Origin of the sequence: Micromonospora pallida, assembly GCF_900090325.1 — a bacterium.
Classification (GTDB): domain Bacteria; phylum Actinomycetota; class Actinomycetes; order Mycobacteriales; family Micromonosporaceae; genus Micromonospora; species Micromonospora pallida.
Window position 1 is genome coordinate 6,057,411 of record NZ_FMHW01000002.1, and the last position, 19,613, is coordinate 6,077,023.

The window sequence follows — 19,613 nt, forward strand, 5'->3', positions numbered from 1 at the left end:
TGAACGGGGAACCGGCGCTTATCGATGCGGCCAGTCAAGCAGCCGCTGGATGGTGTCACGCACCGACCGATCGTCCTCTACGCGTAGATGGTCGGCGAGAGTCCGGCGTAGTCCAGGGCTTAGCCGCATGCCTTGCCGGGTGTTGGCGGCCATGAGGATCGCGGCGAGGCATCGAACGTCGGGTACTGGGTCTGCCAGTGCTGCGGGCAGGAGATCGCGGCCCTGCTTACCCTGCGCCTGCAAAGCACGCAAGATCGTTTTACGTACGAGCGGGTGTGGTTCCGTCGACAGCGCCTGCACCAAGACGTCGGGAAGCGATGCCCTTGGCCCGGGATAGGTGATGAACGTGTACGCGGCAGCGTTGCGGCGCGTTGCAAATGCGCTGTTGACAAGCGTGTCCACGAGCTCTGGCTCGTCGCCGGCCATCTGATGTGAGAACCAGGTCAGATCACGATGTCCGGCCAGGGTGAAATCCAGCCAGCGCTCGTACCAAGCCAGGAAGTCCGCATCGGTGTGAAAGTGAGGCACGACGTCGCTGTCAGTGACGACCTCCACCAGGCGGCCGCAGCCGGGCCCGGTGACGACAAGTAGGGTGTATTGGCTGCATCCTCCCCAGACCACCGCGATCGTGCCGGGGAAAGGAAGCATCTGCCCACCCTCGTCGCTGGACCAGGTCGAGACGTACTCGTCGGGCGCGAAGGGGAACGGCTCGGCGAGCTTTCCATGGACTTCCTTGCGCGGGGGCATCCACCTGTCCATGGACAGTAGCCCGTAGGTCGGTCCGTATCCGCCATGGCCGATGCGGGTAACGAACTGTCTAAATTCCTCGGGTAGTCGGATACCGTGCAGATCCTCGAAGCCCGAGACCTGTTGCTCGGTGAGTACGGGGTTGAGAACGGCCTTTTCAGTCGAGGGCAAGGCTGCAAGCTTGGCCTGAATCCGGGCGATCCTGTCGTCCATCAGTGCTTCTTCACGCGTCAGGGGAGACTGGTGGCACAAGCATAGTCTGTGTTCTGGCAATCGCGGTCGTCTGACGATTCCTGCCTGGCGGGCGTGCGATAGGTTGCCCGCCATGGCTGAACTCGGATCCGTCGCCTGGCCACCTGCTCCGATCAGGACCGAGCGGCTTGTGCTCCGTGAGCCCGAGGCCCGGGACCGTGCGGCGGTCATCGAACTGTTCGCCTCGCCAGAGGTGGGCACCTACATCGGTGGCCCTCAGCCGCGTGACGTGCTCGAGCGCGAGGTGCCGGAGGTGCCCAGGCAGCGCCCCGGCCGTTTCGTGGTCGATCTCGACGGAGCGATGATCGGCATGGTCACGCTCGATCGGCGCGACGCGGAGCGTCCGGCTGCCGGGCAGGCCGAGGTCGGCTACATGTTCCTGCCGGAGGCCTGGGGTTACGGGTACGCCGCCGAGGCGTGCACGGCGGCGCTCGACTGGTTCGCTGGCGCGTTCCCCAATGAGCCGGTGGTGCTTTGCACCCAGACCGCAAACGAATCCTCGATGCGGCTCGCGGCGAAGCTGGGGTTCACCGAGGTGGAGCTGTTCGAGGAGTACGGCGCCGAGCAGTGGCTCGGTGTGCGGTCCCCGGCCACGCCGACCGGCGCGGACACTGCCGCCTGACCCGGCGGTCTCCGGCGTCTGCGATCAGTCGTCGATCGCCTGGTAGACGGCGGTCCAGAGGTCGTGCCACATCGGCAGCGTCTGGTCGCCCGCGTGCGCGCGCTGCATGATGACGATCGTCGTCATGTCCTCGGCGGGATCGTTGTACCAGGCGGTGCCGTAGAAGCCGGGCCATCCGTAGCTCCCGACCGATGGGCCGAGGTGCGTGCGGCGGGTGCGGACCGACATCCCGAAGCCCCAGCCCATGTTGTCGAAGTACCCAGGCCAGAACCCGGAGACCGCCTTCTGCGCCGGGGTCAGGTGGTCGCTGGTCATCAGGGTCACCGACGGCCGCGAGAGCACCCGCCCGCCGCGGTGGGCGCCGCCCGCGAGTAGAGCCGAGGCGAAGGCAAGGTAGTCGTACGCGGTCGAGACGAGCCCGCCGCCACCTGACTCGAACGCCGGCGGCCGACTCCACCGTCCATCGGGGGCGTCTTCGACGACCGGCTCGCCGGTGGCGGCGTTGTCGCGCTCGTACGCCGTCGCCAACCGGCCGATGCTCTCGCTACCCACACTGAAGGCGGTGTCGGTCATCCCGAGCGGACCGCAGATCCGCTCGCGCAGGGCGTCCCCGAAGGACATGCCGGTGGCCCGGGCGATGAGCACACCGGTCACGCTGGCGGCGGTGTCGTACATCCAGCGCTCACCTGGCTGGTGGACGAGTGGAAGGGTGCCGAGCCGGCGGATCCACTCGTCCGGCGACGGCCGTCCGAGTGTGTTGAGCGCGTCGGCGATCGGGACCGTTCCCGGTTCGGCGGGGACCATGCCGGTGCCAAGGGTGTAGGTCAGCAGATCCCGTAGCGTTATCGGGCGTTCCGCCGGGACGGTGTCTTCCAGTGACCCGTGCGGATCGGCGAGCACGGTCATGTCCGCCAGCTCCGGGAGGAGGTCGTCGACCGGGTCATCGAGGCGGAGGGTGCAGTCCTCGACGAGCGTCATCGCACACGCGGCGACGATCGGCTTCGTCATCGAGCTCAGGCGACAGATCGTGTCGCCCGCCATCGGCGTCTGCGACCCTGCGCCCTCGAACGCGAGATTGCCCGTTGCCTCAATGTGCACCTCGCCGTGCCGGGCGAGGACAGCCACCACACCCGGGACGAAGCCGGACTCGACGCGACGTTCGATCAGCTCCCGCACCCGAGCCAGCCGTTTCGACGAGAAGCCACCAGCAGCCACCTGTCTCCTCCCCATCTCGTCCGATCGCAAGTTACACGTGGCGCGACGACCGCACGTTCCGCGTTCACTCCAGCAGCCGTTCGCGTACCGCTGCGAGTGCCTCCTCCCCGACGCCCGCCGCCAGCAGGTACGACCGGGCACCGCCGTGCTGCTGATCGAGGTGCGCGAGAGTGTGCCGCATCGGCTGCGGCGTACAGGCGTCGGTGAGCGCGTAGTCCGCGGCGACGTCCTCGGCGGCCACCCCGGCCACGGTCAGCAGGAGCGCCACCAGGACACCGGTCCGGTCCCGTCCGGCCTTGCAGTGCACGAGGACCCCGCCGGGTGGCGCCTCGGCCACGGCCCGGAAGGCGGCAGCGATCCGCTGCCGGTTGTGGTCGAGCATCGGGGCGTAGGTGTCCGGCGGTGGGGTGTACGCCAGAACGTCGTCGAGCATCGGCACGTGCCGGTAGACCGGGTCGCCGACGAACGGACTCGGCTGCGCCGCGCACTCCCAGGCCCAGCGTAGATCGACGATCCGGCTCACCCGGCCACTCCGGAGGACCTCGACGGTGGCCGGTGTGAGTCGTTCGTGACTATCCGACCGAAGCAGGGCACCTTGCCGGATCAGGTGCCCGTCGGAGGTGGACAGACCACCGACGTCACGAGCGTTCCGACAACCGGGCCAGTCGAGCATCGCCCCATCCCTCCGTACGCCGATCATGCGTCAGCGGCTGATCCGGTGGTCGCCGGTGTAGACGTTCATGGTGTCGCCGCGCAGGAAGCCGACCAGGGTCATCCCCGCCTCGGCGGCCAGGTCGGCGGCGAGGGTGCTCGGCGCGGAGACCGCCGCCAGCAGGGGAAGCCCGGCCATCCACGCCTTCTGGGTCAGCTCGAAGCTGGCCCGTCCGGAGACCAGCAGCAGATGCCCGGTCAGGGGCAATCGCCGCTCCCGTACGGCCCAGCCGACCAGCTTGTCCACGGCGTTGTGCCGGCCCACGTCCTCCCGCATTGCCACCAGCTCCCCGGCCGGGGTGAACAGACCGGCCGCGTGCAGCCCACCGGTGCGGTCGAAGCCACGCTGGGCGGAACGTAGCGTGTCCGGGAGCGCGGCGAGCACCTCGGCCGGCACGGTCAGCGGGTCGTCGGCGACCCGGAACGCCGAGCGGGTCCGTACCGAGTCGATGCTCGCCTTGCCGCACACGCCGCAGGAACTGGTGGTGTAGAAGTTGCGGGCCGGGTCGGTGACCGGCTCGGGTACGCCGGGGGCCAGCACCACATCGACCACGTTGTACGTGTTGGGGGTTTCCGCCCCGGCACAGAGCTGGGCGGTCTGCACGTCGTCGGTCGACCGGATCAGTCCCTCGGTCAGCAGGAAGCCCAGCGCCAGGTCGAGATCGTCTCCGGGCGTCCGCATGGTCACCGCGAGCGGGCGACGCCGGCCCGGCCCGGCCGGCCCGACGCGGATCTCCAACGGTTCCTCGGCGGCCAGGTTGTCCGGCCGGCGGACGACCCGTCCGTCCGGTCCGAGGTCGATACGGAGCACGCTGCGTCGGTCAGTCGCCCGTCCCATGCGTCCATCCTGCCCCGACCCGCGAACCACGACCCCGGCAGGCAGGCCGAGCACCGCGACAGGCAGGACGAGCACCGCGACGGGCGGGACGCGTACCGCGACGGGGCCAACATGGCGGACGAGCACCGCGACAGGGCCAACTCGGCGGACGCACACCGCGACGCGGCTACCGTGGTCGCGTGTCCGACTATGCGGCGATCGTGTTGACCGGCGGCGCGGCGCGCCGGCTGGGTGGGGTCGACAAGCCGGGCCTGCCGGTCGGCGGCCGGCCGATGCGGGACCGGGTGCTGGCGGCGGTCGCCGACGCGTCGCCCCGGATCGTGGTCGGCCCGGACACCACCCCCGTCCCCGCCGACGTCCGGCTGACCCGGGAGGAGCCCGCCGGGGGCGGGCCGGTCGCGGCCGTCGCCGCCGGTCTGGCCCTCCTGCCGGCTGGAACGGCCACCGTCGCGCTGTTCGCCGGTGACCTGCCGCTGCTCACCCCGACGGCCGTGGGTGAACTGCGCCGGACGCTCGCCACCGACGCCACCGCCGACGGGATCTGTTACGTCGACGCCGACGGACGACGTCAGTTCCTCTGCGGTCTCTGGCGGGCGGCTTTGCTGCGGGCGGCCGTCGACCGGCTCGCCGCCGAGCGGGGCGGGACGCTCACCGGGGCGTCGGTCCGGGCGCTGCTGGCCGGGCTCGTCGTGGGTGAGCTGCGCTGGTCCGGGGACGGCCCGCCGCCCTGGTTCGACTGCGACACTGACGACGACGTACGCCGGGCGGAGGAGTGGACGCATGACGCGGATGGACGACTGGGTGACGGCGGCCTGCGCCGAACTGGATCTCGACCCGAACCGGGTGCCCGTACCGGAGGTGCTTGACCTCGCCCGGGACGTCGCCCACAACGTGCTGCGCCCGGGTGCGCCGGTCAGCGCGTACCTGCTGGGGTTGGCGGTCGCCCGGGGCGCGGACCCGGCGGCCACCGCGGCCCGGCTCGGCGAACTGGCCCGGTCCTGGCCGGTGGAGCTGGGCGGCGAAAACGAGAACGCCTCGGGTTGATTGCCGCGCCGGGTGCCGTGGGTAGGGTGGCCCTGACGGACGGAGGATCATGACGGCAGACCACCCCCCGACGCCGGCCGAGGATGCGGCCGACGCCAAGCCGGATCACCATGAGTCAATCCTGCTCGACGAGCCGACCACCGCCGACCTGCGGGCCAAGGTCACCGAGGCCTGGCGGGAGTTCGCTCGGGCCCTCGCCGCGCGGCTCGGTGACCTGCCGGTGGGCGCGCACCTGGCGGTGACCCTCGACCCCACCGCCTCCGGCACCGGCGACGCGGTGTACTCGATCGGCGTGGACGTCGGCGACGAGCGACGACTCGTGGCCCGCGCGGTCGGCAACGCCACCCTGCCGGAGGGCTACCGGCTGGACCGCGCGGCGGTGGCCGACATGATCGCGCTCGGCTGGTCGCCGCCCGGGGTGGTGGAGGGCTCCGGCGAGCACTTCGGCCTGGTCGGCTCCGGCGACGAGGCGCCCAGGCTGGCGGCGATCGTCTCCCGTACGCTCCGCGACGTCTACGGTGCGCCGCACCCGGCGTTCCTGGTCTACCTGGTGCACGACGCCGAGGGAGAGCCGCTGTCGACCGGGCCGCTCGGCACCGCCCGGAGCGAGTTCGGCCAGGACCGCGACGTCGAGGCCGACCTCGACGAGGCACTAGCCGCCGCGGTCGCCAACAAGGCCGAGGCGAACGACACCATGGCCCTGGCCGAGCAGGTCCGTACGGTCGTCTCCAGCATGCTCCGGTCGGACTCGGACCAGATCCAGGTCGACTCGGACGGCGACATCAACATCCGGGCCGGCTCGGCGATGGTGTTCGTCCGGGTTCGGGACAATCCGCCGCTGGTCGACGTCTTCTCCCCGGTGCTCACCGAGGTGGAGCCGACCGAGCGCCTCTATGTCAAGCTCTCCGAACTGACCAACCGGATGCCGATCGGGCGGCTCTACTGCGCCGACGACACGGTGTGGGCGTCCATCCCGGTCTTCGGCCGGAACTTCCAGGCCACCCACCTGATGCTGGCCGTGCAGGTGATGACGGGGCTGGCGGACGAGTTGGACGACCGGCTGCACGGCGAGTTCGGCGGCAAGCGGTTCTTCGGGGAGGGCGACAAGCCCAGCCAGCGCGAGGGCGAGCACCGCACCGGGATGTATCTGTAAGGAGGGCGGGTGGGGCCCGGCAAACCCCGAGAGCCGGGCCCCACCCGCTTGAGGGGAGGAAGGATCAGGTGGCGGGGATCCATTCCCGCCTGGCGAGCCCGACCAGGTCGGTGGCCTGAAGACCGGCGTCGGAGAGGGTCCAGAGGGTCTCGCCGACGACCAGGGAACGGAGGATCCCGCCCCGCTGCCCAACGCCGGGGTGGGTGATCCATCCGAGTTGGGTGAGCCTCGACCCGTCGATCCGCAGCACCAGGGCCCCCTGACCGCCGCTTCCGGGGCCGGACACCGGCAGCACCACCAGTCCGTTCGCCGGCCAGAACAGCAGGGCGTGCGGATCGTGCTCGGCCGGTGAGTGCGACCCGGCCCGGTGGTACTGGGCGATCCGGGTCGGCTTGGCCGGGGCGGCGACGTCGAAGAGCGAGACCAGCAGTCCCTGACGGACGCCCCGCGTGTCGGCCTCCTGCCCGACCCCGAGCAGCCGACCCTCACCCACCGGTTGCAGGTGCCCCGAGTAGCCGGTGATCTTCAGCTCGCCGGTCACCTTCGGCGCGGTGGGGTCGCGCAGGTCGAGCGTGTAGAGCGGGTCGGTCTCCCGGAAGGTGACCACGTGACCGGTGCCGCCGAGGAAGCGCACCGCGTAGATCCGCTCACCCCGGCCGAGCCCGGTGACCTCGCCGACCCGGCGTAGCTCGTCCCCGTCGGTACGCAGCACGTACACCGCCGAGCTGCTCTCTCCTCGACCGGCACGGCCGTCCGGGTCGGAGGTGGTGGCGACCCGCAGGTGCCCCTCCCACTCGGAAAGCGCGTACTGGTTGAGCAGGTGACCGGGGACGGAGCCGGAGGCGGCGTAGCGGGGCTGGCCGGGCGAGGTGAGGTCGAACCGGTGGACGACCGTCTCGCCGGTCGGGCGGGGCCCGGCCCTCCGGAGGCCGACCTCCCGTCCGCCCCGGTGGTCGGCGACGTAGAGGCTGCCACCGGTGCCGTAGACGGTTTCTCCCTCCGCCACGACGCCCACCGGGTCGCCGTCGCCCAGCTTTCCGGTGCCGAGGTCGAAGCTGAGCAGGTTCAGCAGCCCGCTGCCGGTGTGCCCGGTCGGCCGGGACAGCCGGTTGCAGGGGAGCTGCCCGGTCCGTCGTTGCCCACCGCCGTCGGTCCACTCGTACCGGGGCAGCCAGTCCTCCACCGGAGCCCGGTCGATCGCCGCCTGTTCCGCCGCGATCCGCTCGGCGTCGGTGGCGTCTTCGGCAAGTGGGGGGAAGGAGATCCGAGGGCGGGACCGGATCACCACCCGGGCGGTGTCGCCGATCTTGCGCGCGTCGACCAGTTGCCCGTCGATCCGGTACGAGCCGAGTACCCGGGGGGTGCCGGCCAGGTCGATCAGGATCGCCCGGGTGTCAGATGGAAGTCCGACGCTCGGCCGGACGATGCCAGGTGGTGGGTCGTACGCGGCGGCGGCCAGAACGATCGCCCGATCACCGTGCAGCAGCAGCTTGCTGGCCCACCAGTGACCGTCCTCGACGATCCGGCGCAGTTCGAGCTGGCCGGTCTGGACACGGCGGCTGGGGTCGACGACGCGCAGTACGCCATTGGTGATCGTGACGATCCGGCTGCCGTCGGTCTTGACCAGGTCGGGTTCGTCGGCGGCGGCCTCGTGGTTGTTGGTGGCCGAGTGCTGTGGCGGCGCGTCGGCCGAAGCGGCCCCGGCCCGGGCGCCGCCGGCGTCCCCGAAGAGTACGGCCCGTTCGGGGCCGAGACCCCAGGGGCCGACCGACTTCCGCGCGGCGGCGCGCAGGTCGGCCAGGGCGTCCGCGCAGGAGTCGAAGGCGACGAGTCGGATGGCGGTGGTGGAACGCTCGGTGCGGTCCGGCTCGGGGGTGGCGGCGGTGCAGCCGGCCACCAGGGCGAGTCCGGTGAGGGCGACGATTCCCCGCTTCATGGCCGATCGGACGCAGCCCGGGCCGAACCGGTTCCCAACCTCTTCTCAGCTTTGTGCTCAGCGGGTGGAGGGGCCGACCCCGGGTGACTCGACCAGCCGGGACAGCACGATGGCGCTGCGGGTCGAGGTGACGAAGGGTTCCGCGCGGAGCTTCTCCAAGGCCTGTTCGAGGTGGTTCATGTCGGCCGCCCGCAGATGCACCAGGGCGTCCGCCTCGCCGGAGACGGTGTACGCGCCGACCACCTCCGGGTGCCGCCGGGCGACCACCCCGATCTGGGCCGGGGTGGTCCGGCCGGCACAGAACAGCTCGACGAACGCCTCGGTGGTCCAGCCGACGGCGGCCGGGTCGACGACCGCGGTGAACCCCTTGATCACCCCGGCGGCCCGCAACCGGTCCACCCGCCGCTTGACCGCCGGGGCGGAGAGCGAAACCCGACTTCCGATCTCCGCGTACGACGCGCGGGCGTCCGCGACGAGTAGCGCAATGATTCGCTGATCCACAGCGTCGATCTGCAACGTTCCGCCTCTCGGAAGCAATGGTCGTGGCTGTTGACGACGGTTAACCGTACCTAGTCTTGGTCATCGTGAACCAGCAGCGAGTGCCGCGAAAGCGGACATATCTCATGTGCTCGCCCGAGCACTTCGCGGTCGAGTACGCGATCAACCCGTGGATGGACGTCACCACGCCCGTCGACGCCGCGCTCGCCGTCAAGCAGTGGGACCGCCTGCGGGAGGTCCTGGTCGGGCTCGGCCACACCGTGCACCTGCTGACCCCCCAGGCGGGCCTGCCGGACATGGTCTACGCCGCCAACGGCGCGTTCGTGGTCGACGGCATCGTCTACGGCGCGCGCTTCAAGCACGAGCAGCGGGCCGCCGAGGCCGCCGGACACCGGGCCTTCTACGAGGAGCAGGGCTGGCGGTTCGTCGCCCCGAACGAGACCAACGAGGGCGAGGGCGACTTCGCGTACGTGCCGGAGGCGCACGGCGGGCTGGTCCTCGCCGGGTACGGCTTCCGCACCGACCCGGCCGCCCACGCGGAGGCGCAGGAGGCGCTCGGCCGGCCGGTGATCTCGCTGCACCTGGTCGACCCGCGCTTCTACCACCTGGACGTGGCGCTCGCCGCGATCGACGACACCAACGTCGTCTACTTCCCCGGCGCGTTCTCGCACGCCAGCCAGCGGGTTCTGGCCCAGCTCTTCCCGGACGCGGTGATCGCGGACGACACCGACGCCCTCGCCTTCGGCCTCAACCTGGTCAGCGACGGTGCGAACGTGGTGCTCAACAGCGAGGCCACCCGGCTGGCCGAGAAGCTGAAGGCCGCCGGGTACACCCCGGTGCCGGTCGACCTGGCCGAGCTGAAGAAGGGCGGCGGCAGCGTGAAGTGCTGCATCGCCGAGCTGCGGCACTGATCTCCGTACCGGCGGCCCGGCGAACCACCCACCCGGTCCCCGCATCCGGCGGCCGGGGTCGGCGAACCAGCCCGCCCCGGCCGGACCGGTGCCGCCTCAGCCCAGCGTGGCCAGCTCGGTGACCAGCATGTTCGCCAGCACCTGGCCGTCGAGCTGCACCCGGCGCAGGTACCACTTCTGCTGGGGCGTACGGGGCTGGTTGAACTGCCAGGGCCCGCGCGGGCTGTCGATCTGACCGACCTTGCCGAGCGCCAGGTTGACCTGCTGCGAGTTGGCGTCCGGTCCGGCGAGCCGGATCGCCTTGTCCAGCACCTGCGCCGCGTCGTACGAGGCCATCGCGTACGTGGTCGGCGAGGCGTTGTGCTTCTTGCGGTACGCCGCCGCGAACCGCCGGTTCGCCGCGTTGTTCAGGTCCGCCGAGTAGTTCAGCGAGGTCATGATGTTCGCCGCCTCGGCCGACTTGATCTCGCTGAGCACCGAGCCCTCGGTGAGGAAGCCGGGGGCGTAGATCGGGCCCCGGTAGCCGGCGCCACGCAACTGCCGGATGAACTGCACCGCCGCCGGGCCGGCGTAGAAGCAGAAGACCGCATCCGGGTCGAGGGCCAGTGCCTGCCGGATGTCGTTGGCGAAGAAGTCACCGTCCGGGTCGGTGGAGAACCGGGTCCAGATCGGCTCCCCGACCAGCCGTGGGTCGGACGCCCCGAACTCCTGGGTGAAGCCCTTGACCACGTCGAGGCTGCCGACGTTCTCCGGGGCGACGATCGCCACCCGGCTCTTCGCCGGCATCTGCTGCTTGAGGTACCGACCCAGGGCCCGACCCGGCTCGTCGAGCACGTACGACGTCCGCCAGATGTAGACGACGCTCTGTAGAGCGGCGGGGGATGCGTCCGAGCCGACCAGTGGCACCCGGGCCTGTTCGACGGTGTCCCGGATGCCGACCATGACCGAGGAGTTGACCACCCCGGTCAGCGCGAGCACGCCCTGCTGGAGCAGGTTGTCGACGGCCGCCTTGCCGGTGGTCGCGTTCTCCCCCTCATCGGCGGTGAGCAGGGTCACCGGCCGGTTGCCGAGGTGCTGGTCGTTGAGGTCGAGGAAGAGCTGGAAGCCGTTGCGGAGCTCGTCGCCGATCGGCTTGTAGCCGCCGGTCTGGGGCGCGATCAACCCGATCTTGATGGGGCTGCCGCTCGCCGGTGTCTCGTCGTCCGCATCGGTGCCACACGCGGCGGTCAGCCCCGTCCCGACCGTCGCGGCCAACAGTTGGAGCACCCGCCTGCGGTTCATCTGCTACACCAAGTTCCTTCCGGGAGGGTGGTGCCTGACCAGTCGCAGTACCCTCGGCGTTCTACTCTTTCCTCGACGCTGCGTCAATGGTCATTGATCTTGTTGTAATGATCGCAGCGCAGCGGCCACTGCGGACCACGCCGACGAGGTCGGATCGATAAGCCCGAAGTGTTCACAGTCGGGTAGTTCGACAAGGGCGACGGACGCCCCCAATGTCCGAGCTTTGGCCACGAATGATCGACTCATCATGATCGGTACCTGCTCGTCCCGTACGCCGTGTATGACTACGGTCCGTGTGCGCAGCGGCAACGCGACCGACGGGTCGGCCTGCGCGTACCGGTCGGGCACCTCCGCCGGGCCGCCGCCGAGGAGCGCGGCCACCGCGCCGCCGTCCAGATCCCGCCGGTACGCCTCGACCAGGTCCGCCACCGGGGCCAGCGCCAGCACCCCGGCCACCGTCTCCGGGGCGGTGGCGGCCACGTACAGCGCGAGCTGTCCACCGGCGGAGTGCCCCACCAGCAACGGCGGTCCGGGGGCCACCCGGTCGGGCAGCGCCCGGGCAGCCAGGGCGGGCAGGGTGGCCACCGCGTCCCGGACATCGGCCAGTGTTCCCGGCCAGCCGCCGCCCGGCTGTCCGGTACGCCGGTACTCCACCTGCGCCACCGGGTACCCGAGTCCGGCCAGGCCCACCGCCAGCGGACCGGTGTGCGTACGGTCGTACTCCGCCCGCCAGAAGCCGCCGTGCACCACCAAGACCAGCGGCCGGGGTGGCCCAGACCCCTTCGGGTGGCGCAGGTCGGCCACCTGGTCGGGCAGGTCGCCGTAGGCGACCGTGGCGTCCGGGTCGGGGGCGGGCCGGGTCAGCACCTCACGGGGATCGGCGGACATCCCGCGACGCTACTGCCCTCGTCCCGGCCCGCCCAGCCCCCGGCCCAGCCCCCACCCCGGCCCGCCCCCGCCCGGCCCCGGCCCCCGCCCGGCCCCACCCGCCGGAAAGCGGGTGCCGAGCCGGGCTGGTCGTGTGTACCGTGCCGGCCATGTCCCGCGTGGAGGTAAGGCCGCTCGAGACCGCTGACCTGGCCGACTGCGGCGCGCTGCTGGCCGCCCGGCACCGTCGCCACCGCACCGCCCAGCCGTTGCTGTCCCCCCGGTTCGAGGAGCCCGACGCCGCGGTCGCGGAGCTGACCGCCGCCTTCGGGACGGCCGACGCGTCCGGTGCGGTCGCGTTCCGCGCTGGCGTGCCGGTCGGCTTCCTGCTCGGCGCCCCGAAGCCGTCCCCGGTGTGGGGACCGAACGTCTGGGTCGAGGCGGCCGGGCAGGCGGTCACCGACGCCGAGGTGATGCGCGACCTGTACGGGGTCGCCGCTGCCCGCTGGGTCGACGAGGGCCGCTCGGCGCACTACGTGCTCGTGCCGGCGCACGACACCGAACTGGCGCGCGCCTGGTACCGCCTGGGCTTCGGGCAGCAGCATGCGCACGCCATCCGGCCGGCAACCGGCCCGGTGGCACCCCCGGCCCCCCGGCTGACGGTACGCCGGGCCACCCGGGCGGACATCCCGATGCTCGCCCGGCTCGACGTCGAGCTGCCGGTGCACCAGGGCCGGTCCCCGGTGTTCTCCGCCGGCCAGGTCACCACGGTCGAGGAGAACCTCGCCGAGTGGGCGAACGACATCGACGACCCCGCCTACGCCACGTTCGTGGTCGAACACGACGGCGAGGTGGTCGGCTCGGCAACGGGGTGCGCGCTGGAACTGTCGAGTTCACACGCCGGCCTGGCCCGCCCGGAGAACGCCGGGTTCCTGGGGTTCGCCGCGGTCTTCCCGCCGGCCCGTGGTCTCGGTGCCGGCCGGGCCCTCGGCGAAGCGGTGATCGAGTGGGCGGCCGACAGCGGATTCGACAGCGTGGTCACCGACTGGCGGGTGACGAACCTGCTCTCCTCGCGGGCCTGGCCGGCGCTCGGCTTCACCGAGACGTTCCTCCGGCTGCACCGCCTCGTCGGCTACTGAGCCGGGGCCGCGCGGGTCCGGCGAGCGCTCCCACGCGCCGTCACTTCCACCCGGTACGGCGTCCCGGTGAGCGGTGACCGCCCGGCCTGGGTCAAGATGGTGCCATGACCGAAGGACGTTCCGCTGCACAGAACGACGAGCCGGGCCAGGAGGGCATCGGACACTCCGGCACGGTGGTGGTGATCGGCCCGGACGGCCGCCCGGTGGGCACGGTGCAGACCGACGAGGCGCAGAGCGAGGACCCGGCCCGCCTGGTCGAGCAGCCGGCCAAGGTGATGCGGATCGGGAGCATGATCAAGCAGCTCCTGGAGGAGGTCAAGTCCGCCCCGCTGGACGATGCCAGCCGGCACCGGATGCGGGAGATCCACGAGCGGTCGATCGTCGAGCTGAAGGAGGGCCTCGCTCCGGAACTCCGCGAGGAGCTGGAGCGGATCTCGCTGCCCTTCACCGAGGACAAGGCCCCCAGCGAGGGCGAGTTGCGGATCGCGCACGCCCAGCTCGTCGGCTGGCTGGAGGGTCTCTTCCACGGCATCCAGGCGGCGTTGGTCGCCCAGCAGATGGCCGCCCGGGTACAACTCGAGCAGATGCGGTCCGGCGGCCGGCAGGCGCTGCCCAGCGGTCCGGGCGCCGTCATCCCCGGCATGCCGGGGATGATCCAGCCGTCAGGCAACGAGGGACACGGCACCGGCCAGTACCTCTGATCCCCGGACCGGACCGGGGGCGACGGCCGGGGGACCGCCGATCATCGGCCCCCGGCCTCAGGAGTCGGGGAAGACCCGGTCCAGGTACGCCGCCACACCGTCCTCGTCGTTCGTCGCGGTCACCTCGTCGGCGATCGTCAGGACGGCGTGGTGCGCGTTGCCCACCGCCACCGCCCGTCCGGCCCAGGTCAGCATCGGTACGTCGTTCGGCATGTCGCCGAAGGCCAGCACGTCCCGGGCGGACAGCCCCAGCCGGGAGCAGTACCAGGCCAGGCCGGCCGCCTTGGTCACCCCCGACGCGGAGATCTCCACCAGCCCGGAGTTCGACGAGTGGGTGGCCTCGGCCAGCCCGGCCAGCGCCTCCGTCACCACCGACGTGAACCGGTCCGGATCCTGCACACCGGCCCGGACCAGCAGTTTCACCGCCGGTACGGCGAGCAGTTCCTCCGGCGTCTCGATCACCCGGATCACCGTCGGGTCGGCGTCCCAGTGCAGTGGGAAGTGCGCCTCGTGCCGCATCTGGCGGCTGTCCACCACCTCCACCGCGAGGCTCACCCCGGGCACCGCCGCCCGCAGCCGCCGGGCCACCTCGGCGAGCAGTTCCGGGGCGAGCGGGTCGGCGCGCAGCACCTCGTCGGCGGCCGGGTCGTAGACCACCGCCCCGTTCGCGCAGACCGCCGGCAGCGGCGCGGGAAGCTGGTCGTACACCACCTGCAACCAGCGGATCGGACGGCCGGTGACCAGCACGACCGGCGTGCCCTGCGCGCTGATCCGCGTCAGCACCCGCGCGGTGTACGGACTCAGCGTCCGATCCGCGCGGAGCAGGGTGCCGTCGATGTCGCTGGCGACGAGCCGGGGGATGGGACGGACGGTGGCGGGCGGAGGGGTGGGATCCATCAGCCGGAGAGTAGCCGGTCCAGGTACACCGCCACCCCGTCGTCGTCGTTGCGCAGGGTCACCTCGTCGGCGGCGGCCCGGACCGCCGGGTGGGCGTTGGCGACGGCCACCCGCGCCCAGCCGGCCCACTCGAACATCGGCAGGTCGTTGGGCATGTCCCCGAAGACCAGCACGTCGGCCGGGTCCACGCCGAGCGCCTCGGCGACCACGGTGAGGCCGGTGGACTTGTCCACCCCGGGCGGGCAGATCTCGATGAAGCCGAGCCCGGCCTGGGTGAGTTCGGCCACCTCGGCCGGCACGATGCTGCGCGCCACCGCCAGCAGGTCGTCCACGTGGTGGTCCTGGGCATGGGCGAACGCCTTGATCACGTCATGGTTGAGGCACTCGGCGCGGACCCGCGCCTCGAATCGGTCCTGGTAGGGCCAGCTCGGGTGGTAGTCGCCCCAGAGCGGCGCGTCCGGGTCGTCCAGAGCCTCGACCATCACGGTCAGCGGGCCGACCGCCGCCTCCAGGTCGGCGATGACCTTGGCCAGCACCTTCGCGGAGAGCCGCTCGTCACGGAGCACCACCGGTCCGGCCGGGTCGGTCTGGTCCACCACCCGGCCGCCCCCGGCCATGACCAGGTAGTCGGCGGCCCGGATGTCGTTGCGGGTCAGCTCGACCAGTCTCGGCCCCCGACCGGTCGCGCCGATCACCGGGATACCGGCGGCCCGGACCCGGTCGAGCACCCCATGGGTGTACGCGGACACCGTGTCGTCACTGCGGACGAGCGTCCCGTCGAGGTCGGTGGCGATCATCTTCGGCAGTCCCGGACGGGTCATCGTTCCTCCTTCGCCCGCCGCCGTCGCGCCAGCCGATCGGGTCGTCGGAGCCTCGTCGGGCGGGACGGCGGGCAGCAACCGTACCTCGCCCGACCGGCGGTGACCATGGCTTCACGGCGAATCACCCGCCAACCTCCGGTGTCCGTTCGGACACCGACCGGGTGCCGGTCGACGGCCGAAAGGTGGCCGGCGACGGGCCTCCGGAACGGGCGGTGGGTGACCAGCGATCCTGGTTCACGCGTTCGCCGGTCGGGGCTGGCGGCCGGCGACGTCGGCGATCCGACCGCCGTGGTCAGCGCTCGCCGGGTGGCTCCGGACGGGCGAACGGGCTGGCCGGTTCCACGGTCAGCCCCTCCGGCGCGGATGGCTCGTCCTCCTCCACCGGCCGGCTCCGCCGCCGCGGCCACCACGGCCGGTCGGCGGATGCCGCCGTCGAGCCCGCTGGCTCCGGTCCGTCGGCGGGCGGGGAACCCGGGTCGTCGTCGTTCCAAGCCGTCGTGTCGTCCCCGGGCTCGGGGCGGCGGTCGGTCGATCCGCTCAGTCGCAGCGCCGCCCCGAGGAGCGTCACGCCCACGAAGGCCATCACCAGCCCTCGTCCGTACTCGACCTGGAAGCCGCTGTCGGCGCTGTAGAAGAGGGAACGTCGGGTGGAGTCGTCGAGCGAGACGGTGGCGGCGACGAGGAGCGCGAGCAGCGCCACCGCGAGGCCCGAACCGAGCACCCGCGCGTTGCGCCGGACCTCCCGGGTGCCGCCGAGCGCGAGCGCCGTCGCGCCGGACAGGGCGAGCAGCCCGACGAGGTAACCGACGCCGAATCCGCCCACCTCGGCGACGCCGCCGGGGACGCGGAGGTTGCTGCTGCCCTCCGGCCCGTTCCCCGGCACCGTCATCACCAACCACTCGCCCAGCAACGAGGCGAGTGCGGCGACCCCGCCCAGCCCGACCAGGACGACCGGGAGCCGGGGGTCCCGGCCGAGCCCGGCCAACGTACGGGGAAGGCGGTCCGGCTCGGGGGTGGTCGAGCCCCACTCCAGGACGGCCGCGCCGTCGGATCGGTTGCCCTGGCGGGGAATGGGGAGATCCTGGGACATCGGTCACCCTTCCACGGTCGCGGGGTCTGAGCTGCGGCGTTACCGGGTCTGTGCCGAATCATGACACAGCCTGTCGGGAAGGGCCGGGAGCGTGGGCACGGGAACCGGTCTCCGGGCGACGCCGGGTCGGATAGCGTCGGGCTATGCCTATCCGAACCGCATCCGCACGCTGGCAGGGCAACCTGACCGAGGGCGCCGGCACGCTCCGCACCGGGCAGGGAGGGTACGAGGGGAACTACTCGTACAAGTCGCGTTTCGAGGAGGGCGAAGGGACCAACCCGGAGGAACTGGTCGGCGCGGCGCACGCCGCCTGTTTCTCGATGGCCCTCTCCAAGGCGCTCGCCGACGCCGGTACGCCAGGCACCTCCGTGGAGACCACCGCCAAGGTGCACTTCGACAAGACCGATGCCGGCATGACGATCACCCGGATCGACCTGGACACCACCGGGCGGGTTCCCGGCATCGACGAGGCGACGTTCACCGAGCTGGCCGAGACCGCCAAGCGGAACTGCCCGATCTCCCGGTTGCTCTCCCCGGGTGCCGAGATCAGCCTCACCGCCCGCCTGGCCTCCTGACCTCCTGGGTGGCCCGCACCTGACGGCCGTCGGCGGGGACGGGGGTCCCGCCGACGGCCTGAGGCGGAGGCGTCACCGGGGTCGCCGGTTGCGGCAGAATGGTCGCGTGCCGGTCGAGATGAGTCGCGAGCGCTTCGAGGAGTTGGTCGGCGAGGCCCTCGACGAGGTGCCCGAGGAACTGCTCGCCCTGATGAGCAACGTGGTGATCCTGGTCGAGGACGACTCACCGCCGGGCGAACCGGAGTTGCTCGGCCTCTACGAGGGGCACGCGCTGACCGAGCGGGGCTGGGACTACTCCGGCGTCCTGCCGGACCGCATCCTCATCTACCGCCGGCCGATCCTGCGCATCTGCGACAGCGACGAGGACGTCGTCGACGAGGTCGCGGTGACCGTGGTGCACGAGATCGCCCACCACTTCGGCATCGACGACGACCGGCTGCACGAGCTGGGCTGGGGCTGACCAGGAGTTCGGGAGGACCCGCCACCGGCCGGCGGGACGGTTGCGGTGGTCCCCTACCCTCCACCAGGAAACCCCGAACCAGGAGGAAGACCCATGCGCAGCGCGCTGTTCTCCGCCGAGAACCTCGAGAAGGAGTCCGCTCAGCCCGGCATGCGGCTGCAGAACTCCAAGATGCTGAAGATCGAGCTGAACGGCGAGGCGATGGCCCGCGTCGGCTCGATGGTCGCGTACCAGGGACAGGTGCAGTTCCAGGCGCTCGGCTCCGGTGGCCTCGGTAAGTTCCTCAAGCAGAAGCTCACCGGCGAGGGCGTCCCGTTGATGAAGCTCTCCGGCCGGGGCGACGTCTTCCTCGCCGACTTCGCCAAGGACGTGCACATCATCGACCTCGAGCCCGGCGACGCGCTCTCCATCAACGGCTCCAGCGTGCTGGCCTTCGACTCGACCCTCCAGTACGACATCAAGATGGTCGGCGGCACCGGGATGGCCGCGTCCGGCCTGTTCAACTGTGTCTTCAGCGGGTACGGCCGGATCGCCATCACCACCAAGGGCACGCCGGTGGTGCTCAACGTCGACGCCCCGACCTACGTCGACCCGCAGGCCGCCGTCTGCTGGTCGGCGAGCCTCCAGACCGGCTACCACCGGGCCGAGCAGCTCGGCCTGGGCACCCTGCTCGGTCGGACCACCGGGGAGGCGTTCACGATGAGCTTCGCCGGCCAGGGCTTCGTGGTCGTGCAGCCCTCCGAGGAGCCCCCGATCCAGGGCAGCGGCGGTCAGCAGCAGCAGAACGGACTGCTCGGCGGCCTGCTGAGCTGATCCCGGGCGGGTGCCCGCAGGGGCACCCGCGTCCGGAGGGGCCCCTCCGGCAGGTCACCCGGGCCGGGCCGTGGGTCAGGGCAGGGTGCCGGCGCGGATGCGGGACAGCCAGGCTGCCGCGTCGGCGTAGTCGGCGTCGGAGAGTCCGGCCGGTGCCGGGACCGGCCGGTCCCCCGACCCGTCGCCGAACCGGTGCCGGGGGTACGACCCCAGGAAGCGGACGTCCGCGCAGACCCGGCGTAGCCCCTGCAGCGCCTCCCCGAGCCGGACGTCGGCGACGTGGCCGGCGCAGTCGAGGAAGAAGACGTACCGGCCGAGCGCCTCGCCGGTCGGGCGGGACTCGATCCGGGTCAGGTTCACCCCTCGTACGGCCAGCTCCATCAGCACCGACAACAGCGCGCCGACCCGGTCGTGGGCGATGTAGACGGCCAGCGAGGTGAGGTCGTCGCCGGTGGGCGGGGGCGGTGGGCCGGGCCGGGAGACCAGCGCGAACCGGGTCACCGCGTCCGGGTGGTCGGCGATCTTGTTGGCGAGTACCGCCAGCCGGTGCCGGGCGGCGCCGATCGGGGCGCAGATAGCCGCGTCGTATTCGCCGGAGGCAGCCCCACCGGCGGCGGCGCCGTTGGAGAGGACGTCCACCACCGTCGCGTCCGGCAGGTGGCCACGTAGCCAGTTGCGGCACTGGGTGGAGGCCTGCGGGTGCGCCGCCACGCTACGGATGTCGTGGAGGGCGGTGCCGGGGCGGGCGCCGAGGACGAACTCCACCGGCAGGACCACCTCCCGGGTGATCACCAGTGGGTCCCCCTCGGCCATCTCGTCGAGGGTCACGCCGACCGCGCCGCCGATCGAGTTCTCCAGGGGCACCAGGGCGGCGTCGGCCTCCCCCGCCCGTACGTTGTCCAGCGCCTCGCCGACGCTGCGGGCAGGCGTCCGGGTGCCGCGCTCGGCGGCGGGGACGGTGCGCAGCGCCTGCTCGGCGAAGGTGCCCTCGGGGCCGAGGTAGACGAAACGGGTCGGCGGTGTTCCCGGCATGCCGACCAGC

At 71.8% G+C, this 19,613-nt stretch carries 22 protein-coding genes; 10 read left to right on the plus strand and 12 right to left on the minus strand.

The genetic code is table 11. The features are described from left to right. Positions 1-18: 18 nt before the first annotated feature. Entirely contained in the window at positions 19-960 is a 942-nt protein-coding gene (locus tag GA0074692_RS25470) for a HEAT repeat domain-containing protein (protein WP_091648359.1), read from the minus strand. Between the two features lie 112 nt (positions 961-1,072). On the opposite strand from GA0074692_RS25470, the gene GA0074692_RS25475 reads away from it, so the two are divergent. Then, complete coding sequence (locus GA0074692_RS25475) at positions 1,073-1,621, plus strand: GNAT family N-acetyltransferase (protein ID WP_091648361.1); 549 nt, start codon at positions 1,073-1,075, stop codon at positions 1,619-1,621. 24 nt (positions 1,622-1,645) lie between these two features. On the opposite strand, the gene GA0074692_RS25480 is transcribed toward GA0074692_RS25475, so the two are convergent. From GA0074692_RS25480 to fdhD, 3 genes are all read right to left on the minus strand, one after another. Beyond that, on the minus strand, positions 1,646-2,836 hold the full coding sequence (locus GA0074692_RS25480; protein ID WP_218106709.1) for a serine hydrolase domain-containing protein: 1,191 nt from the start codon (positions 2,834-2,836) through the stop codon (positions 1,646-1,648). Positions 2,837-2,900: 64 nt separating this feature from the next. Next, positions 2,901-3,536 (minus strand): tyrosine-protein phosphatase, encoded by a 636-nt coding sequence (locus tag GA0074692_RS25485; RefSeq protein ID WP_342672853.1) that lies wholly within the window; start codon positions 3,534-3,536, stop codon positions 2,901-2,903. Between the two features lie 3 nt (positions 3,537-3,539). Continuing rightward, complete coding sequence (gene fdhD, locus GA0074692_RS25490; protein WP_091648367.1) at positions 3,540-4,385, minus strand: formate dehydrogenase accessory sulfurtransferase FdhD; 846 nt, start codon at positions 4,383-4,385, stop codon at positions 3,540-3,542. Between the two features lie 179 nt (positions 4,386-4,564). Between fdhD and mobA the strand changes: the two genes are divergently transcribed. Genes mobA through GA0074692_RS25505 form a run of 3 tightly spaced genes read left to right on the plus strand, consistent with a single transcriptional unit; the run spans position 4,565 to position 6,582 of the window. Next, a complete protein-coding gene (gene mobA, locus GA0074692_RS25495; protein WP_091648370.1) occupies positions 4,565-5,251 on the plus strand; it encodes a molybdenum cofactor guanylyltransferase in 687 nt (228 codons plus the stop codon). After that, the gene (locus GA0074692_RS25500) at positions 5,166-5,429 is read left to right on the plus strand and encodes a DUF6457 domain-containing protein (protein ID WP_091648373.1); all 264 of its coding nucleotides are present in this window, start codon (positions 5,166-5,168) and stop codon (positions 5,427-5,429) included. Before mobA ends, GA0074692_RS25500 begins: the two co-directional genes overlap by 86 nt. A gap of 49 nt (positions 5,430-5,478) precedes the next feature. Further along, positions 5,479-6,582 (plus strand): T3SS (YopN, CesT) and YbjN peptide-binding chaperone 1, encoded by a 1,104-nt coding sequence (locus GA0074692_RS25505; RefSeq protein WP_091648374.1) that lies wholly within the window; start codon positions 5,479-5,481, stop codon positions 6,580-6,582. Positions 6,583-6,646: 64 nt separating this feature from the next. On the opposite strand, the gene GA0074692_RS25510 is transcribed toward GA0074692_RS25505, so the two are convergent. Together GA0074692_RS25510 and GA0074692_RS25515 are read right to left on the minus strand one after the other, a co-directional pair. Beyond that, the gene (locus tag GA0074692_RS25510; protein WP_091648376.1) at positions 6,647-8,518 is read right to left on the minus strand and encodes a beta-propeller domain-containing protein; all 1,872 of its coding nucleotides are present in this window, start codon (positions 8,516-8,518) and stop codon (positions 6,647-6,649) included. Positions 8,519-8,575: 57 nt separating this feature from the next. Beyond that, a complete protein-coding gene (locus GA0074692_RS25515; RefSeq protein WP_091648378.1) occupies positions 8,576-9,034 on the minus strand; it encodes an Lrp/AsnC family transcriptional regulator in 459 nt (152 codons plus the stop codon). Positions 9,035-9,093: 59 nt separating this feature from the next. Here GA0074692_RS25515 and ddaH point away from each other — a divergent pair, with 59 nt between their 5' ends. Further along, entirely contained in the window at positions 9,094-9,927 is an 834-nt protein-coding gene (gene ddaH / locus GA0074692_RS25520; protein WP_342672854.1) for a dimethylargininase, read from the plus strand. 96 nt (positions 9,928-10,023) lie between these two features. Here the strand turns inward: ddaH and GA0074692_RS25525 are convergent, their stop codons facing one another. Together GA0074692_RS25525 and GA0074692_RS25530 are read right to left on the minus strand one after the other, a co-directional pair. Then, positions 10,024-11,208, minus strand: coding sequence for an ABC transporter substrate-binding protein (locus GA0074692_RS25525; protein WP_091648382.1), 1,185 nt, complete (start codon positions 11,206-11,208; stop codon positions 10,024-10,026). 90 nt (positions 11,209-11,298) lie between these two features. Then, positions 11,299-12,096: an alpha/beta hydrolase family protein gene (locus GA0074692_RS25530; protein ID WP_091648385.1), complete on the minus strand. Its 798-nt coding sequence runs from the start codon at positions 12,094-12,096 to the stop codon at positions 11,299-11,301. 149 nt (positions 12,097-12,245) lie between these two features. Between GA0074692_RS25530 and GA0074692_RS25535 the strand changes: the two genes are divergently transcribed. Together GA0074692_RS25535 and GA0074692_RS25540 are read left to right on the plus strand one after the other, a co-directional pair. Beyond that, complete coding sequence (locus GA0074692_RS25535; RefSeq protein WP_245730451.1) at positions 12,246-13,214, plus strand: GNAT family N-acetyltransferase; 969 nt, start codon at positions 12,246-12,248, stop codon at positions 13,212-13,214. Positions 13,215-13,318: 104 nt separating this feature from the next. Further along, positions 13,319-13,915, plus strand: a complete 597-nt coding sequence (locus tag GA0074692_RS25540) for a bacterial proteasome activator family protein (RefSeq protein ID WP_091648387.1) — start codon at positions 13,319-13,321, stop codon at positions 13,913-13,915. Between the two features lie 57 nt (positions 13,916-13,972). Here GA0074692_RS25540 and GA0074692_RS25545 read toward each other — a convergent pair whose 3' ends face one another. The 3 genes from GA0074692_RS25545 to GA0074692_RS25555 all read right to left on the minus strand — a co-directional run bounded on the left by GA0074692_RS25545 (position 13,973) and on the right by GA0074692_RS25555 (position 16,723). Next, a complete protein-coding gene (locus GA0074692_RS25545) occupies positions 13,973-14,812 on the minus strand; it encodes an HAD family hydrolase (protein WP_091648389.1) in 840 nt (279 codons plus the stop codon). Next, positions 14,812-15,633: an HAD family hydrolase gene (locus GA0074692_RS25550; protein WP_091648392.1), complete on the minus strand. Its 822-nt coding sequence runs from the start codon at positions 15,631-15,633 to the stop codon at positions 14,812-14,814. Before GA0074692_RS25550 ends, GA0074692_RS25545 begins: the two co-directional genes overlap by 1 nt. 292 nt (positions 15,634-15,925) lie before the next feature. Then, entirely contained in the window at positions 15,926-16,723 is a 798-nt protein-coding gene (locus GA0074692_RS25555) for a hypothetical protein (RefSeq protein WP_091648395.1), read from the minus strand. Positions 16,724-16,866: 143 nt separating this feature from the next. On the opposite strand from GA0074692_RS25555, the gene GA0074692_RS25560 reads away from it, so the two are divergent. From GA0074692_RS25560 to GA0074692_RS25570, 3 genes are all read left to right on the plus strand, one after another. Further along, positions 16,867-17,298 carry an OsmC family protein gene (locus tag GA0074692_RS25560; protein ID WP_091648398.1) on the plus strand — a complete coding sequence of 144 codons (432 nt, stop codon included), beginning with the start codon at positions 16,867-16,869 and terminating at the stop codon, positions 17,296-17,298. Positions 17,299-17,416: 118 nt separating this feature from the next. After that, positions 17,417-17,758, plus strand: coding sequence for a metallopeptidase family protein (locus GA0074692_RS25565; protein WP_091654070.1), 342 nt, complete (start codon positions 17,417-17,419; stop codon positions 17,756-17,758). A 93-nt stretch (positions 17,759-17,851) separates the two neighbouring features. After that, complete coding sequence (locus GA0074692_RS25570) at positions 17,852-18,571, plus strand: AIM24 family protein (protein WP_091648400.1); 720 nt, start codon at positions 17,852-17,854, stop codon at positions 18,569-18,571. A gap of 75 nt (positions 18,572-18,646) precedes the next feature. Here GA0074692_RS25570 and pheA read toward each other — a convergent pair whose 3' ends face one another. After that, positions 18,647-19,603 carry a prephenate dehydratase gene (gene pheA, locus GA0074692_RS25575; protein ID WP_091654072.1) on the minus strand — a complete coding sequence of 319 codons (957 nt, stop codon included), beginning with the start codon at positions 19,601-19,603 and terminating at the stop codon, positions 18,647-18,649. Positions 19,604-19,613: the final 10 nt, after the last annotated feature.

Bases quoted from the DNA above. Each gene is read 5' to 3' on its own strand.
- GA0074692_RS25470 (WP_091648359.1), bottom strand. From the start codon at position 960: ATGGACGACAGGATCGCCCGGATTCAGGCCAAGCTTGCAGCCTTGCCC.
- GA0074692_RS25475 (WP_091648361.1), top strand. From the start codon at position 1,073: ATGGCTGAACTCGGATCCGTCGCCTGGCCACCTGCTCCGATCAGGACC.
- GA0074692_RS25485 (WP_342672853.1), bottom strand. From the start codon at position 3,536: ATGATCGGCGTACGGAGGGATGGGGCGATGCTCGACTGGCCCGGTTGT.
- fdhD (WP_091648367.1), bottom strand. From the start codon at position 4,385: ATGGGACGGGCGACTGACCGACGCAGCGTGCTCCGTATCGACCTCGGA.
- GA0074692_RS25500 (WP_091648373.1), top strand. From the start codon at position 5,166: ATGACGCGGATGGACGACTGGGTGACGGCGGCCTGCGCCGAACTGGAT.
- GA0074692_RS25505 (WP_091648374.1), top strand. From the start codon at position 5,479: ATGACGGCAGACCACCCCCCGACGCCGGCCGAGGATGCGGCCGACGCC.
- GA0074692_RS25510 (WP_091648376.1), bottom strand. From the start codon at position 8,518: ATGAAGCGGGGAATCGTCGCCCTCACCGGACTCGCCCTGGTGGCCGGC.
- GA0074692_RS25525 (WP_091648382.1), bottom strand. From the start codon at position 11,208: ATGAACCGCAGGCGGGTGCTCCAACTGTTGGCCGCGACGGTCGGGACG.
- GA0074692_RS25530 (WP_091648385.1), bottom strand. From the start codon at position 12,096: ATGTCCGCCGATCCCCGTGAGGTGCTGACCCGGCCCGCCCCCGACCCG.
- GA0074692_RS25535 (WP_245730451.1), top strand. From the start codon at position 12,246: ATGTCCCGCGTGGAGGTAAGGCCGCTCGAGACCGCTGACCTGGCCGAC.
- GA0074692_RS25540 (WP_091648387.1), top strand. From the start codon at position 13,319: ATGACCGAAGGACGTTCCGCTGCACAGAACGACGAGCCGGGCCAGGAG.
- GA0074692_RS25545 (WP_091648389.1), bottom strand. From the start codon at position 14,812: ATGGATCCCACCCCTCCGCCCGCCACCGTCCGTCCCATCCCCCGGCTC.
- GA0074692_RS25550 (WP_091648392.1), bottom strand. From the start codon at position 15,633: ATGACCCGTCCGGGACTGCCGAAGATGATCGCCACCGACCTCGACGGG.
- GA0074692_RS25555 (WP_091648395.1), bottom strand. From the start codon at position 16,723: ATGTCCCAGGATCTCCCCATTCCCCGCCAGGGCAACCGATCCGACGGC.
- GA0074692_RS25560 (WP_091648398.1), top strand. From the start codon at position 16,867: ATGCCTATCCGAACCGCATCCGCACGCTGGCAGGGCAACCTGACCGAG.
- GA0074692_RS25565 (WP_091654070.1), top strand. From the start codon at position 17,417: ATGAGTCGCGAGCGCTTCGAGGAGTTGGTCGGCGAGGCCCTCGACGAG.
- GA0074692_RS25570 (WP_091648400.1), top strand. From the start codon at position 17,852: ATGCGCAGCGCGCTGTTCTCCGCCGAGAACCTCGAGAAGGAGTCCGCT.
- pheA (WP_091654072.1), bottom strand. From the start codon at position 19,603: ATGCCGGGAACACCGCCGACCCGTTTCGTCTACCTCGGCCCCGAGGGC.